Origin of the sequence: Intestinimonas massiliensis (ex Afouda et al. 2020), from assembly GCF_001244995.1 — a bacterium.
Classification (GTDB): Bacteria; Bacillota; Clostridia; order Oscillospirales; family Oscillospiraceae; genus Intestinimonas; species Intestinimonas massiliensis.
Genome location: NZ_LN869529.1, coordinates 1,073,990 through 1,096,777 on the forward strand (window position 1 = coordinate 1,073,990; position 22,788 = coordinate 1,096,777).

Sequence of the window (22,788 nt, forward strand, 5' to 3'; positions counted from 1 at the left end):
GCGATGCGATTTTGGAAGGAACATACCACCCTGCGCGCCGGTCTTATGGCGATATTTGTTGTCTTGGGCTTTGTGCTGCTCATCGTGGGCTGGAAGATGACCGGCCAACTGACCGGCCTGGCGCTCATGCTGGCGGGGGTCGTGCTGCTGCTGACCGCCCTGATGCTCTACAACAAGCCGTTTGAAGAGCCCAGATAATCTGAAGTCTTTAGGAGAAAGATGCCTATGAGTGAGCAAGTGCACAGGGGGCGCGTCACCATCCCCACGGATGTGGATGTGGTGTCAGAGACACTGGAGATCCTGAAGCGCTGGGGCGCCGACGCCATCCGGGACTGCGACGGCACCAACTACCCCGAGGCCCTCAAGGGAGTGGACGCCAAGGTCTACTCCACCTACTACACCACCCGGAAGGACAACGCCTGGGCCCGGTCCCATCCGGAAGAGGTACAGCAATGCTACATCATGACCGGCTTCTATACCGCCGCCGGCGGCGCGCTGTCCATCCCCCTGATGCAGGGCATCAGCCCGGAGCTCATACAGGTCAATACCCGGGACGACATCAAACGCTGGTGGGAGGTGATGGACCGCACGGCCGGGACGGTCGTGGCCCCGTCGGCCTGGCGGTACGACGGAGACAGCGGCTGCGTGGTGCTGGAACAGCCCCTCCCCTTCCATGAGTATACCGTCAGCTTTCTGGCTTACCTCATCTGGGACCCGGTGCATATGTATAACGCCGTGACCAACGGCTGGAAGGATTTTGAGCACCAGATCACCTTTGATGTCCGGCAGCCCAAAACCCGCAGGTACACGATGGAACGCCTGCGGAAGTTCATCGCCGCCCACCCCTATGTGGATGTGATCCGGTACACCACCTTTTTCCACCAGTTTACCCTCCTGTTCGATGAGCTAAAGCGGGAAAAGTATGTGGACTGGTACGGCTATTCCGCCTCGGTCTCCCCCTACATTCTGGAGCAGTTCGAGCGGGAAGCGGGCTATCCCTTCCGGCCGGAATACATCATCGATCAGGGGTACTACAACAACCAGTACCGAGTGCCGAGCCGGGAATTTCTGGATTTTCAGGCCTTCCAGCGGCGTGAGGTGGCAAAGCTGGCAAAAGAGATGGTGGACATCACCCACGAGCTGGGCAAGGAGGCGATGATGTTCCTGGGGGACCACTGGATCGGCACCGAACCCTTCCTGCCCGAGTTTCAGAGTATCGGCCTGGACGCGGTGGTGGGGAGCGTGGGCAACGGCTCGACTCTGCGGCTCATTTCGGATATTCCCGGCGTGAAGTATACCGAAGGCCGCTTCCTGCCCTACTTCTTCCCGGATACCTTTCACGAGGGCGGGAACCCGGTGAAGGAGGCCCAAGAGAATTGGGTGACCGCCCGCAGGGCGATCCTGCGCAAGCCTATCGACCGCATCGGCTACGGCGGCTACCTGAAGCTGGCCTGCCAGTTCCCGGATTTTGTCTGCTATGTAGAGAGGGTGTGCGACGAGTTCCGCCAGCTCTATGCCAACATTCACGGCACGACCCCCTACTGCGTCGGCCGGGTGGCGGTCCTAAACTGCTGGGGAAAGGCCCGCTCCTGGGGCTGTCACATGGTCCATCACGCCCTGTACCAAAAGCAGAACTACTCCTACGCCGGGATCATCGAGGCCCTGTCCGGCGCTCCCTTCGACGTGCAGTTTCTCTCCTTTGATGAGGTGAAGGCAGACCCCCAAGTCCTGGACGACATTGACGTCCTGCTCAACATCGGGGACGGCGATACCGCCCATACCGGCGGCCCTGTGTGGGAGGACCCCGCGGTGTCGGCAGCCGTGCGCGGCTTCCTCTGGAACGGCGGCGGCTTCATCGGCGTGGGAGAGCCCTCCGGGCATCCGTATCAGGGCCATTACTTGCAGCTCGCCTGTGCTTTGGGAGTTGAAAAGGAGATTGGCTTTACACTGAATTACGACAAATACAACTGGGACGAGCACCCGGATCATTTCATCCTCGCCGATCACACGGGCCCGGTGGACTTTGGCGAGGGCAAAAAGAGCATCTACGCCCTGGAGGGCGCGGAGGTCCTTGTCCAGCGTGACAGAGAGGTGCAGATGGCCGTCAACAGCTACGGCAAGGGCCGGTGTGTCTATCTGTCCGGACTGCCCTACTCGTTTGCCAACAACCGGCTGCTCCACCGGGCGATCCTCTGGTCCGCCCATCGGGAGGACGAACTGCACCGTTGGTTTTCCAGCAACTACAACGTAGAGGTCCACGCCTATGTGAAAAACGGGAAGTACTGCGTGGTGAACAACACCTATGAACCACAGCACACCGTCGTTTACCGCGGGGACGGGTCCCATTTTACGCTGGATCTGGCGGCCAACGAGATCAAATGGTATGAGCTTTGAGCCATGCAGAGAAAAAGCGTGCCGCAGGAGAGCCTGCGGCACGCTTTTTCCGTCAGAGTCCTTTTTTGTGATCCAGGGGACGGCTTTCAGGGATCGGGCGATAGGTCCGGGGCGCCAGACCGCCGCCGTCCGCCTCCAACTCGATCTGGTAGCCGTGCCCCGGCGCACTCTGCCACTGGAAGCGGTTTTTCCCCTCGCCGGGGAACAGGCCCGCCATAATGGCGGCAATCGGACCGCCATGGGTCACGATCAGTGCGTCCCCCGCCCCGACTAGCCGCCGAAAGGCCCGCCAGACCCGGGCCGTCATCTCCCTGCCGCTCTCTCCGCCCGGACAGCGTTGGTTCTCGTTGTCTCCGCTGATCCAGGTCTGATAGTCCGCGCGTTCGGCCAGCTCCTCATAAGAATGCAGCTCAAACACGCCGAAATCCAGCTCCCGCAAATCGGGCTCAACCTGGTGGGCCACCGGACCGAAGAGAGCCTTCAGCGTCTGCTCTGTCCGCACCATTCCGCTGGTATAAATGGAATAGCCCGCCCGCTCAGGGTATCCGGCGCCCTCACGCAGGTGCAGCAGCTCGGCCAGTCCCCGATCCGACAGGGGCAGGTCGCTTGATCCGCAGTACAGACGCGCCTCATTGGCCCGCGTGGCTCCATGCCGAATGAGACAGACTCGCCTCATTTCAGCGCCTGCGGTATGCCGTAAAAAAGCCGCGTCACCGACTCCGCCTGCCGGGAGAGCTGCCCCAGCAGCGTCCCCACCGCCTCCCGCCAGACGCGCAGCTCCGCCTCCATGGGTACCACGCCGCAGGAGATATCCCGGCACAGAATGACCCCGTCCGGACGAAGCGGCACCTCGGGCTGCTCCCCACGGCGGACACAGCCCAGAACATATTCCTCCAGGCGGCAGATACAGCGCTTTCCGGGGTCAATGGGATGCTCTGGCGTACAGAAAAACAGATCCTCGTCCGTCAGAGCATATGTCCGGCGGGCGTATTCCAGTTTGCCCTGGTAGGCCCCTCCGATCACCAAGTCCATGCCCACACCTGCTTTCCTAAAAATGTCAGAGCAGCGACGCCGCAGAATTCCCCAACCGTCACCGCAAAGCCGGAGATGTCTCCGGACATCCCGCCCAACTGCCGGACGCCGCACTGCAGGGCCAGGGCGCTGCCGCACGCGGCGGCGGCGGCGCAAAGGCCGGGTATGCCAAACAGTGCGGCGGAAAGAACCGGAAAAATCACCGTCAGAGCAGCCGCAGTCAGACGATGGATACGCCCGACCTGCGCCTGAAAGCCGCCGGCGTAGGAACTCCCCCCCATGGGGGACAGCGACAGGACGGCCAGAGCGGCGGGGCCGCGGGCGGCGGCGGGCAGGAAGAGCAGGGGCCGCCACACCTTCGACCACTCCGCCGTGGCAAAAAGTGCGACGCTCAGCAGCAGAAGGAGGTCCACGCAGATCACGGCAAAGGCCCCCACATGGGAGTCCTTCAAGATCCGCTGCCGCTCCTCCAGCGGGCGGCGGGATAAAATGGCGTCACAGCAGTCCATGAAACCGTCCAGATGGAGAAAGCCGGTCAAAAGGCAAGGCAGGGCCGCCAGCAGGGCCGGACCGAACAGGCCCAGGCCTCCCCACCGGGCGATCAGCCAGGCGGCCGAGCACCAAATGCCTCCCAGCAGCATGCCCAGGAGCGGAAAGCAGACCAGCATCAGCGGTCGGAGCCGCTCGTCCCAGCGCTGGTACGGGCACGGGATGGCACAGAACATGCCCCAGGCCATAAAAAAGGCGGTGGTCAGCCGTTTCACCAGGGCATTGCCCCCTTACACAGAATATAGTTGCCGCCGCAGGTCTCCGCCACGGTATCGCAGTAGGCCGCCAGGGCTTTTCCGATATCGGCCAGCCCCCTGCGGTAGGCCTCGGTGTACCCATCGTAGCGGCCTGCGTCGGAAAAGATAAAGTCGCAGACAAAAACTGCATGCTCGGCCCCGGCGGCAAAACGCAGCAGATCCGCGCACACCCGGCGGGGGGCGTCGGGATCAAAGCTCCCATCCGGCCGGAACATCTCATTGGCCAGCAGAGCGGTCACGCTGTCCACCAAAAAGGTGCCGCACCGCCCAGCCAGGCAACTGGAAAGGTCCCAGCCCTGTTCCACCGTCTGAAAACCACAGCCCTCCCGGTCCTGCCGGTGGCGGCGAATCCGGGCCCGGTCCTCCTCGTCATGGGGGATCATCGTAGCCACATACCACAGCGGGCCCTCGCCAGCCAGCGCCCTGGCGGCCCGCTCTCCCAGTGTGGATTTTCCGTTTTTGCTTCCGCCGGAAAGAAAAATCGTCATACGGTAAAGCTGTCCTTTGCTCGTATTTCATCCAGATAGCCGTCGTTGATGGCCGCGTCTTCAAACGTGGCCATTCCATTCATCGCGGCGCAGGCGGCGGCCATGACCTGAAAGGCCAGCGGACAGCCGCTGCCCTCCCCCAGGCGCATGTCCAGCAGCAGCCAGGGTGAGAGACCCAGCTCCCGGGCCGCCAGCGCATAGCCCCGCTCATAGGAGGCATGGGAGGGAAAACAATATCCGGCGGCGGCGGGGCAGAGCCGGGCGGCGCACAGGGCGGCCACTGCGGAGATGAAGCCGTCAATCACCACTGGGATGCGGCAGCGGGCCGCTCCCAGAAACACTCCGCACAGGGCCGCCAGGTCGAAGCCGCCCACCTTGGCGAGCACATCCACCGGATCAGCGGCATCCGGAGCATTGCGGCGCAAGCTCTCCGTGATCACCTGCTTTTTGCGCGCAAAGCTCTCATCCGTGATTCCTCCGCCCCGGCCGGTCACCGTCTCCACCGGCGCGCCGGTGAGGGCGGACAGCACGGCGGCGGAGGTGGTAGTGTTTCCGATTCCCATCTCTCCCGTGCCCAGCCCTTGTATTCCGTCCGCCTGGGCCTGCGCCGCCAGGGCCGCGCCGGTCAGGATGGCCCGAAGCGCCTGCTCTCGGGCCATGGCGGCCCCATAGCGGATGTTTTGGGTCCCTTGGGCAATTTTCCGGTCGAGGATCGCCGGGCATTCATAGGGACAGGCGATGCCCATATCCACCACCTGCACCTCATCGCCAAACCAGCTTGCAAGGGCGGACATTCCGGTTTTCCCACGGGTCATATTCACCGCCTGAGCGGCGGTGACGGACTGCGGCGCGGACGCCACCCCCTCCTCCACCACGCCGTTGTCGGCACACAGGACCAGAATGCGGCGGTGGTCCAGGCGGTTGTGCACCCGTCCGGTGATGCCGGACAGCCGGACAGAGATCTCCTCCAGCTTCCCCAGGCTGCCGGGGGGCTTGGCCAGCCGGGACTGGCGGGAGCGGGCCGCCTCCATGGCGGCTTCATCCAGCGGTCGGACTGCGGCAAGCAGCCGCTGCAACTCCGATTCCATATGCTCACCTCCGCAAAAAGCCGCGCTGCAGCAGCCAGTTCACCGACGGACCGGCCTCGACGCTCTCGATGGTCAGGGTGGATCCGGGCGCTTTGCATATTAGTTCTGTCAGACATTTCTCCATGTCGATGGTTCCCGTCCCCAACGGAGCGTGCAGGTCCCGGTCCCCCTCATTGTTGTGGAGGTGCACATGGGACAAATAAGGGGCGCAGCAGGCGATCCACTCGGATACAGGAACGTTTGAGGCGCTGGAGTTGGCGTGCCCCACATCCAAGCACAGTCTAAGCCGCGGATCGTCCACACGGCGGATGATTTCGAGCAAAAGGCCGGGCTCATCCTCCATGACGTTTTCCATACAAAGCAGTGCATCCGCCGGAACCTCCCGGAGGAATTCCGTCCAGAACTCCACGGAACGCTCGGCAAACCAGGTTTTATCGTAGACCAGCGGGATATAGCCTGAGTGGACCACCAGCCTGTTGATTCCATAGGCGCCGGCCAGCGCGATCCCCTGCCGGTAACGTTCCCAGGCCAACCGGCGGGCTCTGGGATCGATAGCCGCCGGGCAGAGCTCGTTGAAGGGGAGATGAAAGGCGGCGCGGTCCGTCCGGGCCAGCTCGCGCCGCACGGCGGCGTCGGCCTGCGCAAAGCCGTCGTCCATATTGCTGGCGGTGCAGTATTCCGCGATCTCCAGCCCCAGACCATACCTGGCCGCCAGCGCTTCCGCCTCCTCCGCCACCGTTGAGAGATACCAGTTTTGGTTTTGGACCATATCCACCCTCTTTTCTTTCTCTGCAATCATAGCACAGGAGCCGGACGGTATCAAGTAACGGCGGACCTTTCAAAACCCTCTTGCCAAAATTTTCATTTCCAATCACATCGTTATCTCCGGAGGTAATATGGACGCGCCAAGCTCCCCGCACTGCTGCATAACCCGACAACCGCTTCCCGTGGAATATCGTCAAGCTATCATCGTCCTGCGCACGGGCGTCGCCATCGCACCCACCCTTTTGAAAAACAGCCCGCCTCCCTGTTGGAAAAGGCTGGTAAATACCGCGGCTGAAAACAACAAAAAGACAGGTAGTTACCGCCAAACAGCGCACTTCTGACAAAATTCAATACGCAGGAAAAAGCACAACTCGACGAGTTGTGCTTTCAGCCTGTCGAAAAAGGCCAACGCCTTTTTCGACAGGCTGAGGCGGCCCCACAAAAGTGGGGCCGCCAACTCAGATTCCCTTAGCAGCCGACGCCAAAATACCGGCAGAGAGCCTCCCAGATGGAGCCGCAATTAAAGTTATTGCCAGTGAAGCAAAACATGGGTTAAACCTCCTTATAAGTATTGGTCTCGCGAAGACGCTTTAATTGTAACCATTTTGTAACTATTTTTCAAATGTAATATTTTCCGGTACCCAACCGGACCATCTTATGATAATCCAAACTACATTATCCAGGTGGGTAAAATGTGAATATTGAATAAAATCTATGCGGGGGAACATCTACATTATGATGCTCCCCCGCGTTATTATGGTGAATTATCTTATTTTCCACCCATCATCAGCCTGCCAATTGTCCCCGGCCCAATACAAAATATCAGAAGAATCTTCTCTGTTCAAATATGTATGAATTTCCAACCCTTGCAGGGGAGAATCCTCTATATCAACGATTTTTGTGGTATCTTTGATTGATTCTTCATTTGGAAACGCTTCTCCAGAATTCATAACAATGCCTTTTGTCGTGTCCATGCGGATAACGCTGATTGGTTCTGGGGCCGTTCCAACGGGGAAAACATCCAACGCAAAAATGTTTACTGCGCCATAATTGCTCCCCGAGACGGGAACTTCCAGAACAATCGCATCCTTATCTTTTGAAAACAGTTTTCCTGTCAAAAAGTTATATGGCCCACATACAGGGAAAACATTCGCCACAGTTTCTCCTGTCCCCAAATGGATACGGAGTACAGTTATCTTCTCGTTATATTCTCCGTATTCAAAAATACTTACATAGGCTTCGTCATCTGCATTACCAATGCCATCCAAGTTCAGCCCTTGAAATAACTGTCCATCAGACTGGACTCCCTGTGCCCAAAGCGGCTCTGCATCTGTTTCAGTAAAATAATATTGCTGTATGTCGGATTGGCCAATATCAGCTTCTTTACCACAGGCAGCCAGCATAAAAACGCAAAGAATGGCCATGACAAAAGGAAAAATCCTTTTCATTTTTCAATAACACCTCTCTCTTGTGGTCACTACAATTCTAATAGGTGTAGTATAAAAAGCAAGGGCAGAACTATAATTTCCACCCTAAGGGAGGGAACGAAGTTTACTCCCTTGTTGTTAGATGCTCATCTGAAATTAGTGAATCGTACCAGGTGCATAGGGTCCATAAATGGATGTCAAGAACCCATCATCGTCTAAGGTTATCTCCAGGAAGGAATCGTCTGCAAGTGTCAGTTTGATCACTCCCTCATACTGCGCTGGGCCGATGGACACAACCTCGCCGTAGTCAAAGTAACTGCTTTTCCGATACCACCATAGGGCACGCCGTTCCTTCGTCATGTCCGTCCATTCGCCGGGGAGGTCCACCGCATCCTTCCGCAGAGGCGACCAGGGCGCCCACTCTGACTGCCACTGTAGGTTTACGCTGGGGATAAATAGGCTGTAATCCACAAGCTCCCATCTGTTGTTGTAGTTTGGCAGATCGTAGCTCATGTAGAAAAAGCTCCGATGATCTCCGTCCCGGTCGATGGCGACCTGCTGGGATTCTATGCCGCCCCAAAGATAGCAGCGCTCCGGACGGTATCCCGACAACGCCTCCAGTTCCTCCAGCAGAAGGGCCCCCTGCTCCCGCGCGGTGGGCATCGGAGTCCCTTCCGGCGTCCAACCGGCCATCTCATCGGGGCGCAGCTCCATAAAGGTCACAGTGGTGCCGCCGATGGCCCCGCCCTGTGTGCGGGTGTCCTTGACGCCGTCTCTTCGCCAGAGAAAGCCGGGGGAGAGGCGGTCGTACACCGGGGCGTATTCGTTCAGATACCACTTGGTACCCAACTCATAGGAAAAACCAAAGGCTCTGCCCGGCTCATAAAACAGGAAGAAACAGTCCTCCGGCACCAATAGCTCGTCCATTTCCTCCGGCAAGGTATACATACAGTATCCGTCTGGCAGGCGGTCGTAGATCTGGTAAGACTTGCGGGGGACTTCGCCCTCCGGCTTGGCCACGATTTCCAGCTCCCCGTCCAGGTCAAGGTCTGCCATACCCGCTAAATGCTCCGTGATATGAAAGACGATCCTGGGTTCCTGGTCGATAACGGAGAAGAACACCGCCTGGTCATCACCGCCGCAGCGCACCACAAAGCTGGGATAGCCCAGAACGTTTCCGGCGAAGGTGGCCCAAGAGCCGTCCTCGTTCCATACAAGCCCCTCCTCGTCGCAGCGAAACAGCACGTTCCAATCTTGCCCGCCGCCCCGTCCAAGGAACCAGCAGGTGGGGCCGTCGTAGGGCTCCTCAGTCCGAACCAGGGCAAGGGTGCAGTTCTCCTCCATTTGCACCTCCGACTTCACCTCCCAACCCTCGGAGAGGTATTTCTCCGGGGGCCCCCAGGGCCGCAGGCGGTCGAAGTCCGCCAGGTCGGTGCGCTCTAATTCCAGATGGTCGGGCCACTGATAGTATTCCAGCTGCCGGGCAAGGCGTTCTTCCTCACCGGGAGATGACAGGGGCATATCAAACAGCACCGTTCCATCCTCTTGGGTAGGAACGGTTACCGCCACGTCTACCGCTCCCTGCGGGGTCTGAAAGGCCATGGTGACCTGTTTGTTTCCAGTTGACATTTCTTCCTCATTGGAAGTAGACAACTGTTGCGCGGTAAACCAGCCCAGAGAGAAAACCATCGCAAGTGCGACCACTCCCACAATGCTCGTCAATAAAATGCACTTTTTCGACATTTTGGGAGTAGAAGGCGGTTCCCGCTCCTCCTCTTTGAGCAATTCAGCCAGCGTACCGGCAGGAAGATCAAGCGCCGCTTCGATGCCTTCCAGGTTTCGCGGGGTGGGGACAGATTGACCCATCTCCCATTTGGACACCGCCTGTCTGCTGACGCCAAGTTCTTCCGCCAATCGCTCCTGGCTCATGCCCTTTTCTTCTCTGGCCTGACGAATCGCAGTTCTCAGCATAGACACCACTCCCTTCCTGTCTTGCCTTAATTATAGCAAGTGGCCCCGGTTGCGTCTACAAACTTTCTCGCAACCAGAACAGTTGCGGGAAAAAGCAGCGGGAACATCGTAGAGATGTCCCCGCCCTGCTCATTATCCTTGCTCGTCCCTGCCCGCCTCTTGTTGTACTTTCCACTCGGCAAACTCCCGTTGCCCTTCCTCGCTCTCGAAAAAGGCTTGAATCTCCGGGAGCAGGGCACGGGCGAGAGATTCTACCTCGTGATAGGGAATCCCCGTGCCGTAGTCAGGAAGATAGCTTCTGATACAAGCTGATTCTCTTTCTTCGCACATCACACGCCAAAGAGAAGACCCCTCGTGCCAAAAACGGCCTGCATCTTGCTTGCTGCAAGATGCAGGCCGTTTTTCTTTTCCACGAGACCCATGCCGCCGTTCCGGCCGCTTTCAAATCGTATCATTCCGCCGCCTTCAGCAGTTGCCTGGTATAGGGGTGCTGCGGGTGGTCAAAGAGTTCATCCACCGTATTCTGCTCCACGATTACGCCGTCCTTCATCACCAAGACCCGATTGCAGATCTGATAGACCACGTTTAAATCGTGGCTGATGAACAGATAGCTCAGGTCAAACTCCTTTTTCAAATCCACCAGGAGCTGCAGGATCTGCGCCTGAATGGTCACATCCAGTGCGCTGACCGGCTCGTCCGCGATGATGAGCTTGGGGCGGGTGATCATGGCCGCGGCGATAGAGACCCGTTGGCGCTGCCCACCGGAGAGCTCCCAGGGACGGCGGGAGGCAAACTCTCCTCCCAGACCGATCTTATCCAGCATGTCCAGCACGGCGGCCCTGCGCTGTGCCCCCGTCATGCCCCCTGCCACCCGCAGCGGCTCTTCCAGTATCCAGCCGATGGACCGGGCCGGATTCAAGCTGCTGAAGGGGTCCTGAAAGACCATCTGGGGCCGGACCGAGTGATGCACGATCTCTCCGTCGTAGTCCTTGAGCATCCCCAGAATCGTGCGGGACAGCGTGGTCTTGCCGCAGCCGCTCTCCCCTACCAGGCCCAAAATCTCACCCTGTCCGATGTCAAAGGTGACATCCTTCAGAATCTGTCTGCGGGGCCCCTTGTGGCTCAAGATCGAGTGGTCCTGGCGGTAATAGCTGTTCAGGTGCCGAACTTCCAGCACCGGTCCCCTGGCCATGGACCATCCCTCCTTCTGCTCAGGTCAGTTTTCGGTTCCGCGTGGGAATCGCGGCGATGAGCCGTCTGGTGTATTCCTGCCGGGGATTTTGGAAAATATCCTGCACCAGGCCGGTCTCCACCAGGTGTCCCCCCTGCATCACAGCCACCCGGGTACACAGCTTCTGCACCACGTGCAGGTTGTGGCTGATGAACAAAATCGCCATGCCGTGTTCCCGATTCAGCTTTTTCAGCAGCTCTAGAATCTGCGTTTGAATGGTCACGTCCAGGGCGGTGGTGGGCTCGTCGGCCAGCAGCAGCTTGGGGCCGCTGATGATGGCCGAGGCGATCATCACACGCTGGAGCATCCCGCCAGAAAGCTCGTGGGGATATTTTCGATATAGGCTCTCCGGATCGGGCAGCTCCGCCTGGATCATGGCCTCCAGCGCCCGCTGCCGCCGTGCCTCCGGCGAGAGGCGGGCGTGGACCCGCAGGCTCTCCTCCACCTGCGGCCCGATGCGCAGCACCGGGTTCAGGCTGGTCATAGGCTCTTGAAAGACCACGGCCAGATCATCGCCCTGAATCTTCCGCAGCTCTTCCTCCGGACATTGGAGGATTTCCCGCCCCCCCAGCTTGATGCTGCCGCTTACTTCGGCCTGCCGCCGGGGCAGCAGCCCGCTGATGCTCATGGCCGTTACCGATTTTCCACTGCCGCTCTCCCCTACCAGGCCCAAAATCTCCCCTTCCTCCAGAGAAAAGGAGACGCCGTCTACGGCGTTGCGGCCCTTTGCCGCGATGTGAAAATGGACCCGCAGGTCCTGAACGTTCAAAAGCTCTGCCATGCTTCCACCTCAATTCCGGCGGCCGCGCTGCTGGAGTCCCTCGCTGAGGAGGCTGAACCCCAGAATCAGCAGCACGATGGTGCCCCCGACGCTCAGCGCGTACCAGGGGGCGCTTCTCAGATAGGTCTGGCTGTCGTTGAGCATGGAGCCCAGACTGGCATGGGGCGGCTGAATGCCAATTCCCAGAAAGCTCATGCTGGCCTCGCTGAGAATGGCGTTGTTGAAGCCGATGGTGATGGCAGGCAGCAGCACGGAGAAGGTGTTGGGCAGGATGTGGGAAAACAGGATGCGGGCATCGCCTACCCCCATCAGCTTGGCGCTTTGGATGTAGTTCAGATGCCGGCACCGGGCAAACTCGCCCCGGACGATACGGGCGAAGCTGGGGATAAAGAGGATGCCCAGCGCCAAAATGATGTTGTAGGTACCGCTCCCCACCACGCTGACAATGACCAGAGCCAGCAGGATACTGGGAAAGGCGGTAATGGAGTCACAAACTCGGGTCAGGATCACGTCGGCCGTACCGCCATAGTAGCCGCACAGGCTGCCAACGAGAATACCGGCCAGGCAGCCGATGGCCACCACGCTGACAGCAATCAGAAAGGACGTGCCCGCCCCCTGGAGCACCCGGCTGAAGATATCCCGGCCAAAGTTGTCGGTGCCCAGCAGATGCTGCAGGGAGGGCGCCTGCATTTGGGCGGAGGCGTCCATCTGGGTAGGACTGTAGGGGGTCCAAATGTACCCCATCAAAATGAGCAGCGTCATCACCAGCGAGATGCCGCCGCCGATATAGAAAAAAGAGTTCCTTGCTTTTTTCATAGAAATGGTCCCTCTCAGCGCAGTCGGATGCGTGGATCGACCAGTTGATAGAGCAGGTCTGCCACAAAGTTCACTACAACAATCCAGGCCGCCAGAATGACCACGATGGCCTGCACCACAGGAAAGTCGCGGTTGGAGATACTGGCCAGCAGCAGCCGGCCCACGCCGGGGATGGTAAAGACCTGTTCAATAATGATGCTGCCGGTCATGATCTCGGCAGCAGAGACGGCTAAAAAGGTGATGACAGGAATCAGGGCATTTTGCAGCACATGGCGCTGCAGGATGGCCCGGCGGCTGTTGCCGCGGCTCTGGGCCGTGCGGACATAATCCTGGCCCAGCTCGTTGAGAATGGCGCCCCGCAGCATCTTCACCGTCATGGCGATGCGGGGAATGGCAATGGATAGGGCGGGAAACAGAAGATAGGCAATACAGGCGCCCCAATCCTGAGTATAGGAGACAAAATTGCCCGGGGTAAAAAGCCGGAATACGATGCCGAACAGGAAACAGGCCAGGATGCCGATGAAGAAGGAGGGGATACTCATCACCACCTGATCGAAGGCGGTGATGAGCCAGTCCAGGGCCTTGCTACGGACGCTGCCCGCCAAAATGCCCAGCGGGATGGACAGAATCACGGTAAAGGCAAAGGAAAGGATCGTCAGGATGGCGGTGATGGTCAGCTTTTCCGAAAGCATCTCCCCCACCGGCATGTGATAGCTGTAGCTGGTACCCATATCTCCGGTCAGGAAGGCGGTCAGCCAGTTCCAATAGCGCACAGGAACGGGCTTGTCCAGCCCCAGCTCCGCCCGCAGAGCGGCCACTGCCTCCGGCGTGGCCTCGGTGCCCAGCATCTTGGTAGTTGGATCGCCGGGAATGACCTGAAAGGCGAGAAAGGCGAGGAGTGAAACGATGAACAATGTAATAATGAGAGTGAGGAATTTTTTTGCGACATATTTCATCTCCCCGCCTCCTCTCGTTTCATATTCCGGCTTTACGCGGCAAAGTAGAGTTTCGCCATGTCGATCACATAGAGGGGATAGAACTCATACCCCTCCAGCGCCGGGTCCATAGCCACGAAATCGGCCATGTCCTGGAGATAGACATTGGCGGCGGTATCGCTGAGGATCTTCAGGCACTGCTTATACAGGGCCGTCTGCTCCTCGTCGTCGGTGGTGCTCTGCGCGGCGGCAAAGGCGGCGTCATAATCCGGATTGTTGTAGTTGATCATGTTCTTGTCGTTGTCGCTGACCCAGCGGGCCAGCATGCCGCTGGCGTTCAGGGTGCTGGAGTCGAAGCCCACCACCGTGGACTGGAAGTTGCGCCCGCCGTATACGTCGTTCACCCAGGTGTTCCAGTCCACCTTTTGGATGTCCGCCGTGACGCCCACCGCCGAGAGCTGCTGGGCCAGCACCACAGCCGTGTCCACGTGGGGCTGGTAGTTGCTGGGTACCGTGATGGTGAAGGTGAACCCGTCGGGATAACCCGCTTCCGCCAGCAGCTCCTTGGCCTTCTCCGGATCGTGGGGATAGGCGTCGGCCAGAGAGGCGTCAAAGTACTTGCCGAAAGACGGATACATGGAGGACCCCACCTTGGTGCCGTGGCCATCGGAGGTCAGGTCCAGCATGGCGTCCACGTCCACCGCATAGCACAGGGCCTGGCGCACTTTCACGTTGTCGAAGGGGGCCACCGCGTTGTTCAGGTAGATGGCCTGCACCAGGTTCATGGTGCCCTCCAGCACCTTATAACCGTTGGACAGATTGTTGACCTGATCCATGGTCAGATGGGCCACCAGGTCCAGGGAGCCGCTGTCCAGCGCGGTGAACAAAGCCGTGCCGTCCTCATAGATCTTGTAGGTCACCTTGTCCAGATGGGCGGGCTCTCCATAGTATTCCGCGTGCTTCTCCAGAATAATGTTTTCCTGGACGCTGCGGGAGATATACTTGAAGGGGCCGGTCCCCACCGGCTTGGTGGCCTGGTCGGCGTAGTCGGCGGGCACGATGTACACGCTGGCCACATAGCTGAGGAAATCGCTGTTGGGTGCGCTGAGGGTCATGGTAATCTGGTTTCCGTCCACCACCGTATCCGTGACAGCAGAAAGCGCCGTCACCACGGCGGAAGTCACCGAGGTAGCGGCGCAGGTTTCAAAAGAGTAGAGCACATCGTCCGGCGTGCAGGTCGCGCCATTGTGGAAGACCACACCGTCACGCAAAGTGAAGGTGTAGGTCAGTCCATCTTCCGACACTTGGTAATCGGAGGCGACTGCACAGACGTAGTTTCCGTCCGAGTCGGGCTTGACAAGGCCCTCAAAGACGTTAAACATGACCTCTCTAGTTCCTGCGGCCGTCATTTGATACGGGTCAAGACTATCATCCAGGTCCTGGGCGATGCCCACGGTGAGTTCGTTCGCGTGGACCGCCCCGGAAGAAGGCGTAGTTTCGTCGCTGGGGGTGGGCGTCTGAGTCGTTGCTCCTCCGCATGCGCTGAGTGAACACGCCAGAGCGGCCGCCGCCAGGAAAACTGCAAGAATACGTTTTTTCATTGCTGATTCTCCTTCCGCCGTTTCCGAAGAGACGGCGTTACAACAAAATAACTTCTTCTCCCATTATTAAATTGTCGCGTCCTATTGTAGAGCATAACGGGCGAAATTACAAGTGCTCTTTTCAAAAATATCGGTGGAGCCGCATATTTTTCCGTTGGTCCACTCCTCCGTGCCCGGGGCGAAGGGCCGCAAAAAGGCGCAGAAGCCTCGGTCGGAGGCGCTTAAACCAAGATCGGAGCATCTCCGTCGATGCACAGCCGGCTGTCCGGCTCAAGTCTGTTTTTGCCGTTTCAAAATCAACTGCGGGATGCCCAACGGGCATCCGGCAGTGTCCTATGTCTTTGGTTGGGGTCCCATAAGCCGGGAGCTCAGCAGCGCCACCAGTGGGACCGTCAAAACGATGCCGATGGAGCCCGCCACGCCCCGGATAACCTCAACGGCCATAGCATCGGTATTGGCGATCTGGATCAGGGGATAGTCATAGACCCGGAACAGAATCAGCATGTTCAGCGAGGCGCCGGCAAAAGCTAGGATCAGCGTATTTGCCATGGTGCCCATGGCGTCCCGCCCGATGTTCATACCGGAGCGAAACAGCTCCGCCCGGGTCAGGTTTGGGTTCAGCTCCCTCAGTTCATTGCAGGACGACGCGATGGACATAGCAACATCCATAACCGCCCCCAGAGAGGCGATCAGGATGCCGCTGACCAGCAGCCCGCTGATGTGCAGCTTCGAATCGCCGGCCCGAAGCACCAGTTCCTCTGCCTCCGACAGGTTAAAGCCGTTCAATGGAGAGATGGTCCCGGCCAGGCCGGCAAAGATTCCCGCCGCCGCCACGCCGCCGACGCAGCCCAGCGTCGCGCACAGCGTCTTGCGGCTGAAGCCGGTGAGCAGGAGAAGGGACGCCGCTGTGGTCAGCGCCACCACGCCGATGGAGACCAGAATCGGGTCCGCCCCCCGGAGAATCAGGGGGACCAGCAGATACCACAGGCAGGCCAGCGTATAGGCCAAGCCCAGCAGCGCCATGGCCCCCTTCTTCCCCCCGATGAGGACGAGCAGCGCTCCAAACACCACCAGCAGTCCAGCCAGCACGAGTCCCCGGTCATAATTGGGCACCGAGATGATGTAGGGCTCCCCGTGATCGTCGTAGTCCAGGCGCACCACGATGCGCGTCCCCAGGCGGCAGTCCACGTTGGTATAGGCGTTGAGATAGTTGGAGGTCTCCAGGACCGTACCTTTGAACGGGCCGGTGAGCAGCTTCACCTCGATGTACTGTTCCCCCAACCGTCTGCCCTCGGTCCAGGTGTCCTCCGCACTGTGGTCCGCCAGCACATCCGTAACCCTGGCAACGGCAAACAGGCGTTTCCGGGCGGCCCGCGCCTCCCGTTCGCCTTCACCGCCCCGCAGAGCCGCGGCCGTGACGACCAGCACCGCCAGCAGGAGCAGGGCCGCGCCGATCTCCCAGACACGCCGCCCCTTCAACGGCTTTACCACAGGCTGTTTCTTCCCCTTTGACTGCTTCATGGTGTTCCCCCTCGGGCAGGAATGGCCGGGGCCGCCTCCCATGGGAGCGGCCCCGGCATGCAGGGATGGGATGCTTTTTAGGTCTGTTCCCGCTCAACGTACCGCATCAGCAGGGCGGCAAACTCGGAGCGGGCCGCCTGGTCCAGGGGCCGCAGGCAGCCGGCGGCGTCCCCCTTGAGCAAGCCCACACCCACGGCCCACCGGACGGCAGGGGCCGCCCATTCGCTGACCTGCCCCGCGTCCTTGAAGCCGATGAGATTGGTATCCTCCCCAACCGATACGTCCTCACCCTTGTACCGGGCATAGCGGTACAGGATGGCGGCCAACTGCTCCCGGGTGACCGGGTCGTTCACGCCAAACCGTCCATCGCCGTAACCCTTGGCGATCTCCCGGGCGGCGGCCCAGCTCACCCCTGTACCATACCAGGCCCCGGCGGCCATATCCCCAAAGGTGGCCGCTGTGCCGGTGTAGGTCTCGCCGGAGAGGCGGTAGAGCACCGTGGCAGTCATGGAGCGGGTCATCGGGTCATCTGGCCCGAAGGTGGTCCCGGACGTGCCCTGGAAGAGCCCGGCGCCATAGACATAGCACACCGCGTCGTAGTACCAGGCATCCTCGTCCACATCCAGGAAGGGCAGCGTCTCGTCCGGTTCGGGCTCCAACGGCACATCGGGGTTCGGAATGGTCTGCCCGGCGCTGGAGGAGCCGGAGGAGGGACGTTTGCACACGACATCCGCCCGGTCCCGGATGCGAATCCGCGGGAAGGGGCCGTCCGGAGCATTGAAGGTGTTGTCGTAGGACGCCAGGCCGGTCGCGGTGATTTTGCGTCCCACCCGCAGGTTCTGCACGTCCTGGCCCGTGGTGATATAGCCGTCAATGAACACGCGGGCCAGCTCGCCATTCTTATCCCGGACCATAATGGTCTGTACCAGGCCGTTGGCCTTCTCAAAGCTGGCCACCGTTCCGGAGATGGTCACCAGGCTGCCCAGGACACTGCCGTCGTTGAGCTGTCCGGCCGTGATCGTCTTGGGTTCCACATTGCCCTCCCCGACAGCTTTGATGGAGGTCACGGCAATCTGGCGTTCGCCCTGATAGGACGAGGTGGTGCCGGTGATGCGGACCCTGTCGCCAACCTTGTAGTCGCCAGCCACGGGGAAAGCGTTGATGCCGGCGGTGTCGTCCTGAACATAGATGCAGTCGAAGAAGGCGGTATCCTTGTCATAGCCGGAGGCATTGGAGGTGACCACGCCCTCGATGGTGAACTTGACGCCTTCGGACTCTGCTGCTTGGACATCCGCGATGGGAGTAATGGAAGTGGGATTGAGATACTGCACCAAATTCTCACAAATGGTGTAGTTGGCATAATTCTTCTCGGAACCGGAATCCTCGATGGTGGCCTGGACCTCAAAATTGGACATGAAGGCCGCGCCGGAGACGATGACCATGCCCCGATCCGGCTGCCGCTCACTGGCCATCACCAGCAGGCGGTCGTCATTTTCGGCATAGGCATATTGGGGGGTGCTATCACCACCCAGCCCGTCTTTGTCCACGTCCACGGAATAGGTGGTGGCGTGGCCGAACACCACCGGACTCACGGTCTCCGGGAGAGTATCAATTGGGTTGCCGGAGGCGTCCACCGCGTAGATGGAGGCGCCGCCGTAGTGGCTGAAGACCTGGGTATACATCCGGTCGAAGGGGTGGTTTGCATCAAATTCGACGTTTTCCGTCAGAAGGTTCTCCCAGTTGTAGCTGGAGAAGTAGAGCCTCCATTTGTCCACGCCGTCGGCGGCGCTGCGGACGTCGTCATACGTGGCGTCGTCGCTGATGCGCAGGCTGGAACCCAGCGCCGCCAGCAGCTCGTTCTGCGTCGCGGCCATGTGCTTGATATCCGGATTGCCCTGGATCACGTCATAGTTCTCATAGTTGTCCGACCAACCGGCCATAATCACCATGCCGCCCGCCTCGTGGAAGGCCCTGACGGCGACCAGCTCGGCCGGAGAGTAGGTCCTGGGGTCGCTCTGTGCATCGGCCAGACGACGGGAGGGGGCGGTAAAGATCAACGCCTTGTATTTTTCGTTGGCGCAGGCGGCGATCAGCTCCTCGCTGGACTTGAGCTCCACCGTCCGCACACCGTAGCCCGCGGCCAGGTTGCCGAAGTTGCCCATGGAGTCCTTATAATTGCCTGCCACATACTCATTGTAGTGGGAGGCGTCGATGCCGATATACACCAGCTTGGCGGAGTCCAGCACGTCCAGCGTCACGTCCATGGCGTATTCATATTCCACACCCTTCTGCTCCATCAGGACCGTCACGGTGATGGTCATGACCTTGGCAGTCGTCGGGGTATACCGGAACGGGATCTGGAGCGACCCAGAGGCGGGGACCGTGTAGCCGGCGGCGTCCACGCCCAAGGTCTCGCCGCCGCTGGTGTAGTTCACCGATTTGACGGTGGCGTCCGCGCTCTCGCTGTTGAACAGAGTGGTGGTGATGGTCAGTTCCTCGTCGGTAACGGGGGTGGAGGTGCCGCACACCACGCTGGAGATGCCCAGCTTCAGGGTCTCGCCCACCCAGACCGGCGCGGTGACCGCCATATCCCCGTCACCCTCGGTGACGCGGATGTAGTAATAGCTGTATGTGGGGTCCAGGGTGCAGCTCAGCAGGCCGGAGGCCAACTCAGCGGGGTCATCCCAGGCATAGGCCACCCGGCCGGAGTTGACGATGACCTCGACCTTGGAGATAGAGTCCGTCCGGTCGGGATCGGAGACCTGAACGCTGAGGTTCAGCTCTTCCGGGATCTCCTCAAGGATGGAGCCCAGCGGCTGCTCGTTGACCGTGTAGTAGATCTCCAGGTTCTTGTCCTCCGTGGCGTACATCCGGTGGTTGCGGATGGCCTCGTAGATGCCCTGCTCGCTGAAGTCGTCGGTGAGAATGACGTCTCGCGCGTCATTGGCGTTGCCCCACTTGCCCTTGTGGTTGTCCTGGTTATTGGTGGGGGCCACATGCCAGCCCTTATCCAGCGCCATAGTGTAATACTCATAGCTGGGGTAATAGCCGCCGGCACCGATGGCGCCCTCGCCGTTGCCCACCTCCACCATATACATCCGGCTGTCAATGAGGGCATCCCAGTAAGAGAAGTCGGAGAAGGTGCCGAAAGTGGAGCCCGGATGGTTGAACTGGGACAGGGAGTCCACGCCCTCCGGCTGACTCAGCAGGGCGTAATAGGCCTTCAGGCCCGCGTCGTCGGTTTTGTTGTTCAGGGCCGTGTTGTTCCGGGACACGATACCCTCGGTATTGAAGGTGTTGATGTGGCCGGGGCCGCCGGACCAAGTCATCTCAAACCCGCCCAGAGCAATCTTGCCGTTGTTCTCGGCGTTGAAGGCGTCGATGGCCGTCTTGTAGGAATTCCAGGTCTCCTGGCTGTATGCGGTGGCCAGGCTCATATCATAGAGGGCCCCTTCCGGATTGGCCGCGCCGGACTTGTCAAAATAGTTGGAGTGGTCGGTGAAGGCCACAAAGTCCACATTGGCGCTGTCCGGAAGGTTGGCCACATAGCTCAGGGCGGACTCCAGCGTGCCGGAGCCGTCGGAGTACTGGGTGTGGGAGTGGAGCTGGCCGAAGTAGAGCCGCTCGGTGGACTGCCCCACCGTGAAGCTCCAGGTCTTTCCGGAGGACTTCCCGTCCGCGCGGGTGACCGTAACCGTGGCGGTATACCGCCCGTCTGTCAGGTCGGTCTCCGGGATGTAAACCGCCTTGCCGCCGTCCACGGTCATGACCGCCTCATCCAACGCCGTACCGCTGGACTTCAGGGTCAGCACAGCGACCGGGGCCTCTCCCCCGTTGCTGAACTCAGCCGAAATAACGGGCCGCTTCTCCGCCCCGGTCTCCGCGCCGGCCGCAGGCGTCACCGCTCCGATGACGGGTTCATCCTTGACGGCGACGATAGCGGTCCCGGAAATGGCCGTGCCCTTGGTGTCCTGACCGGTCACGGTGATGGTGATGCTCTCGCCGTTGACTGCATCCACGGGGATGGTATAGGTGCCGTCCCCGTTGGCGGTGAGCACGGTCTCCCCCGCCTTTACGGTGAGCCCGGCCTCAGACACGCCGAACACCGCGTCCACGGTGAAGGTAAAGGTATACGACTGGCCCACATAGGCGTCCGGCAGGGTCCCAAACACGACCTGGGGGAGATTGACTACGCCGTCAGTCACCTTCACGCCGTCCGCCACAGGGTAGAACTGGAACGTATAGATGTCCTTGTCGGTGACGTTGTACATGCTGTAGGTCTTGTAGGCTCCGGCATAGTATTCCAGGTACTGGCTGTACTTGCCGTTAAACTTGGCCGTCCGGCTCTCCAGCGTAAAGCCGCCGTTGTACTCCGCCAGCGTCCAGTCGGCATCCTCCGTAGCCTCCTGCTGGTAGAAAGCGTTGTTGCCGGTGCCGTTGGAACAGAGGTAGCCGTCATGGGCCGTCTTGAAACGGTAGTAGTCTCCGTTCTTCTCTACCGTGAAGACCCGTCCGCCATTGGCCGCCGCAGCTTTTCCGTCCGTGAGCTCAGCCGCGGCGCTGGTAATGGAGGGGCTTCCTGTGTTGTCATCCTGCCCGGCCAGCACGCCCTGGGAGGAGTGGTTATACAGCACCACCTGATCGCCGGCAGCCGGGAGCGCGCCGCCGGGCGTCGGGATGTCTCCAGAAACCTTATAGAACGCCTGCGCAAAAAGGCCCTCCTTGTCAGCCGCGATGGTTCCATAGGCACTCCAATTGCTCTTTTCCGCATACCACTCCAGGTACATGCCGCGTGCCGCATTTTTAATGTAGTAGCAGTTCTCCGTCTCTGCCTCAGAGACCTCCCAGGCGGTATTTATATCATCGAGAGGCGTACTGGAGTAGCTTGCTCCCATAGACAGTTTCTTGCCATCAGCGGTCGCAAAAGTATACGTGCCGTCCGCATTAACGCCCACCGTCCACACATCGGCCGCCGTAAAGCCGGAGAGCGTCCCCTCCGATATCGTCACGTCTGTGCCCATGTTATAGTACCCGTTGTAGGTCGTGGAAAGCGACTTGCCATTGGCAGGGTTGTAAATCACTACCCTGGCACCATCGGTCAACGGGCCCTCAGGTTCAGGATCGGGGTCGGGCGTGGGGTCCGGCTCACTGGAGCCTTCGTCCAGCTTATATAGGGTAAAGTCGGAGGGATATCCATCTGGATTGCCGGATACCGTTGCACTCTTATATGCCCTGAATTTGTTCTCCGATCCCTTATTGCTGGCCAATATCACCGTGTCCTCGCCATGTCCAGCAAACTGGAAGGTCCCTGTTTCAGAGCAGGTAACGCCCCAGCTATAGGCACCGGATTGGATGCCGTTATTATTTCCTCCCTTCGGAGCAATCGTGACTCCATTGCTGTCCGTCAGGGTCACCACAGAATCTCCTACCGTGATATCCCAGACCGTATTTGCAGCCGGATTCACCACTTGGTTGTCAGATGATGATGTAATGGCTTGGGCAGATACCCAAGTTCCATCCAAAACACCTGGTCCATAATCCGTACCGACTGCCATTACATACTTGCCCGTTACCAATTCCTCCATGGAACTGATTCTTGTGTATGTGCTGTCGCCCGTTGCCCAAGCCACCGCCGGCAGCATGGTCACGACCATCACCGCAGTCAGCAGCAGTGCCAGCATGCGGCGTCTGAGTCTGTTCATAGTGATCCTCCTCTGATTTTTCACAGTGATCCCTTCGGGGGTAATCCCAAAAAGAATATCCGGGGTTCTCACCTGCTCTAGCCCAGTACGCTTTGGCCCATCACTCCTCTGTTCAGTCAAATCGTCACTCATCTTCTGATCCATCCGTTCCTGTTCCTTTTAAACTGTTTCAAATTCAAGTTTTTATGTGCAGGTTCACCTCCAACTGTTACAATTTTACGAATTCAAAT

The 22,788-nt window shown here is 59.6% G+C and carries 19 protein-coding genes; 2 read left to right on the forward strand and 17 right to left on the reverse strand.

Going from position 1 to position 22,788, the window contains the following annotated elements; all coding sequences use genetic code 11:
• Positions 1–3: 3 nt before the first annotated feature.
• A complete protein-coding gene (locus BN2154_RS09150; RefSeq protein WP_050618500.1) occupies positions 4–198 on the forward strand; it encodes a DUF6903 family protein in 195 nt (64 codons plus the stop codon).
• Between the two features lie 27 nt (positions 199–225).
• Positions 226–2,394, forward strand: a complete 2,169-nt coding sequence (gnpA, locus tag BN2154_RS09155) for a 1,3-beta-galactosyl-N-acetylhexosamine phosphorylase (RefSeq protein ID WP_050618501.1) — start codon at positions 226–228, stop codon at positions 2,392–2,394.
• A 52-nt stretch (positions 2,395–2,446) separates the two neighbouring features.
• Here the strand turns inward: gnpA and BN2154_RS09160 are convergent, their stop codons facing one another.
• The 17 genes from BN2154_RS09160 to BN2154_RS09235 all read right to left on the reverse strand — a co-directional run bounded on the left by BN2154_RS09160 (position 2,447) and on the right by BN2154_RS09235 (position 22,558).
• Entirely contained in the window at positions 2,447–3,070 is a 624-nt protein-coding gene (locus tag BN2154_RS09160) for a histidine phosphatase family protein (RefSeq protein WP_050618502.1), read from the reverse strand.
• Positions 3,067–3,426, reverse strand: a complete 360-nt coding sequence (locus BN2154_RS09165) for a hypothetical protein (RefSeq protein WP_154666662.1) — start codon at positions 3,424–3,426, stop codon at positions 3,067–3,069. The genes BN2154_RS09160 and BN2154_RS09165 overlap by 4 nt, the downstream gene beginning before the upstream one ends.
• Positions 3,414–4,190: an adenosylcobinamide-GDP ribazoletransferase gene (locus BN2154_RS09170; protein WP_050618504.1), complete on the reverse strand. Its 777-nt coding sequence runs from the start codon at positions 4,188–4,190 to the stop codon at positions 3,414–3,416. The genes BN2154_RS09165 and BN2154_RS09170 overlap by 13 nt, the downstream gene beginning before the upstream one ends.
• On the reverse strand, positions 4,187–4,720 hold the full coding sequence (locus tag BN2154_RS09175) for a bifunctional adenosylcobinamide kinase/adenosylcobinamide-phosphate guanylyltransferase (protein ID WP_050618505.1): 534 nt from the start codon (positions 4,718–4,720) through the stop codon (positions 4,187–4,189). Before BN2154_RS09175 ends, BN2154_RS09170 begins: the two co-directional genes overlap by 4 nt.
• Positions 4,717–5,808 carry a nicotinate-nucleotide--dimethylbenzimidazole phosphoribosyltransferase gene (gene cobT / locus BN2154_RS09180; RefSeq protein WP_050618506.1) on the reverse strand — a complete coding sequence of 364 codons (1,092 nt, stop codon included), beginning with the start codon at positions 5,806–5,808 and terminating at the stop codon, positions 4,717–4,719. The genes BN2154_RS09175 and cobT overlap by 4 nt, the downstream gene beginning before the upstream one ends.
• A 4-nt stretch (positions 5,809–5,812) precedes the next feature.
• Entirely contained in the window at positions 5,813–6,577 is a 765-nt protein-coding gene (locus BN2154_RS09185) for a sugar phosphate isomerase/epimerase family protein (RefSeq protein ID WP_050618507.1), read from the reverse strand.
• Positions 6,578–7,337: 760 nt separating this feature from the next.
• Positions 7,338–8,021 (reverse strand): LptM family lipoprotein, encoded by a 684-nt coding sequence (locus tag BN2154_RS09190; RefSeq protein ID WP_050618508.1) that lies wholly within the window; start codon positions 8,019–8,021, stop codon positions 7,338–7,340.
• A 135-nt stretch (positions 8,022–8,156) separates the two neighbouring features.
• Positions 8,157–9,971: a helix-turn-helix domain-containing protein gene (locus BN2154_RS09195; protein ID WP_050618509.1), complete on the reverse strand. Its 1,815-nt coding sequence runs from the start codon at positions 9,969–9,971 to the stop codon at positions 8,157–8,159.
• A gap of 132 nt (positions 9,972–10,103) precedes the next feature.
• On the reverse strand, positions 10,104–10,301 hold the full coding sequence (locus BN2154_RS16045; protein WP_050618510.1) for a hypothetical protein: 198 nt from the start codon (positions 10,299–10,301) through the stop codon (positions 10,104–10,106).
• Positions 10,301–10,426 (reverse strand): hypothetical protein, encoded by a 126-nt coding sequence (locus BN2154_RS16450; protein WP_256303296.1) that lies wholly within the window; start codon positions 10,424–10,426, stop codon positions 10,301–10,303. Before BN2154_RS16450 ends, BN2154_RS16045 begins: the two co-directional genes overlap by 1 nt.
• Positions 10,423–11,163, reverse strand: a complete 741-nt coding sequence (locus tag BN2154_RS09205) for an ABC transporter ATP-binding protein (RefSeq protein WP_050618511.1) — start codon at positions 11,161–11,163, stop codon at positions 10,423–10,425. The genes BN2154_RS16450 and BN2154_RS09205 overlap by 4 nt, the downstream gene beginning before the upstream one ends.
• A 19-nt stretch (positions 11,164–11,182) precedes the next feature.
• A complete protein-coding gene (locus BN2154_RS09210; RefSeq protein ID WP_050618512.1) occupies positions 11,183–11,983 on the reverse strand; it encodes an ATP-binding cassette domain-containing protein in 801 nt (266 codons plus the stop codon).
• Positions 11,984–11,992: 9 nt separating this feature from the next.
• The gene (locus tag BN2154_RS09215) at positions 11,993–12,799 is read right to left on the reverse strand and encodes an ABC transporter permease (protein WP_050618513.1); all 807 of its coding nucleotides are present in this window, start codon (positions 12,797–12,799) and stop codon (positions 11,993–11,995) included.
• 14 nt (positions 12,800–12,813) lie between these two features.
• Positions 12,814–13,755, reverse strand: a complete 942-nt coding sequence (locus tag BN2154_RS09220) for an ABC transporter permease (RefSeq protein WP_050618514.1) — start codon at positions 13,753–13,755, stop codon at positions 12,814–12,816.
• A 32-nt stretch (positions 13,756–13,787) separates the two neighbouring features.
• Positions 13,788–15,335 carry an ABC transporter substrate-binding protein gene (locus BN2154_RS09225; protein ID WP_050618515.1) on the reverse strand — a complete coding sequence of 516 codons (1,548 nt, stop codon included), beginning with the start codon at positions 15,333–15,335 and terminating at the stop codon, positions 13,788–13,790.
• A gap of 333 nt (positions 15,336–15,668) precedes the next feature.
• Positions 15,669–16,856, reverse strand: coding sequence for a YibE/F family protein (locus BN2154_RS09230; RefSeq protein ID WP_050618516.1), 1,188 nt, complete (start codon positions 16,854–16,856; stop codon positions 15,669–15,671).
• A gap of 77 nt (positions 16,857–16,933) precedes the next feature.
• Positions 16,934–22,558: an S-layer homology domain-containing protein gene (locus tag BN2154_RS09235; RefSeq protein ID WP_154666663.1), complete on the reverse strand. Its 5,625-nt coding sequence runs from the start codon at positions 22,556–22,558 to the stop codon at positions 16,934–16,936.
• Positions 22,559–22,788 lie beyond the last annotated feature (230 nt).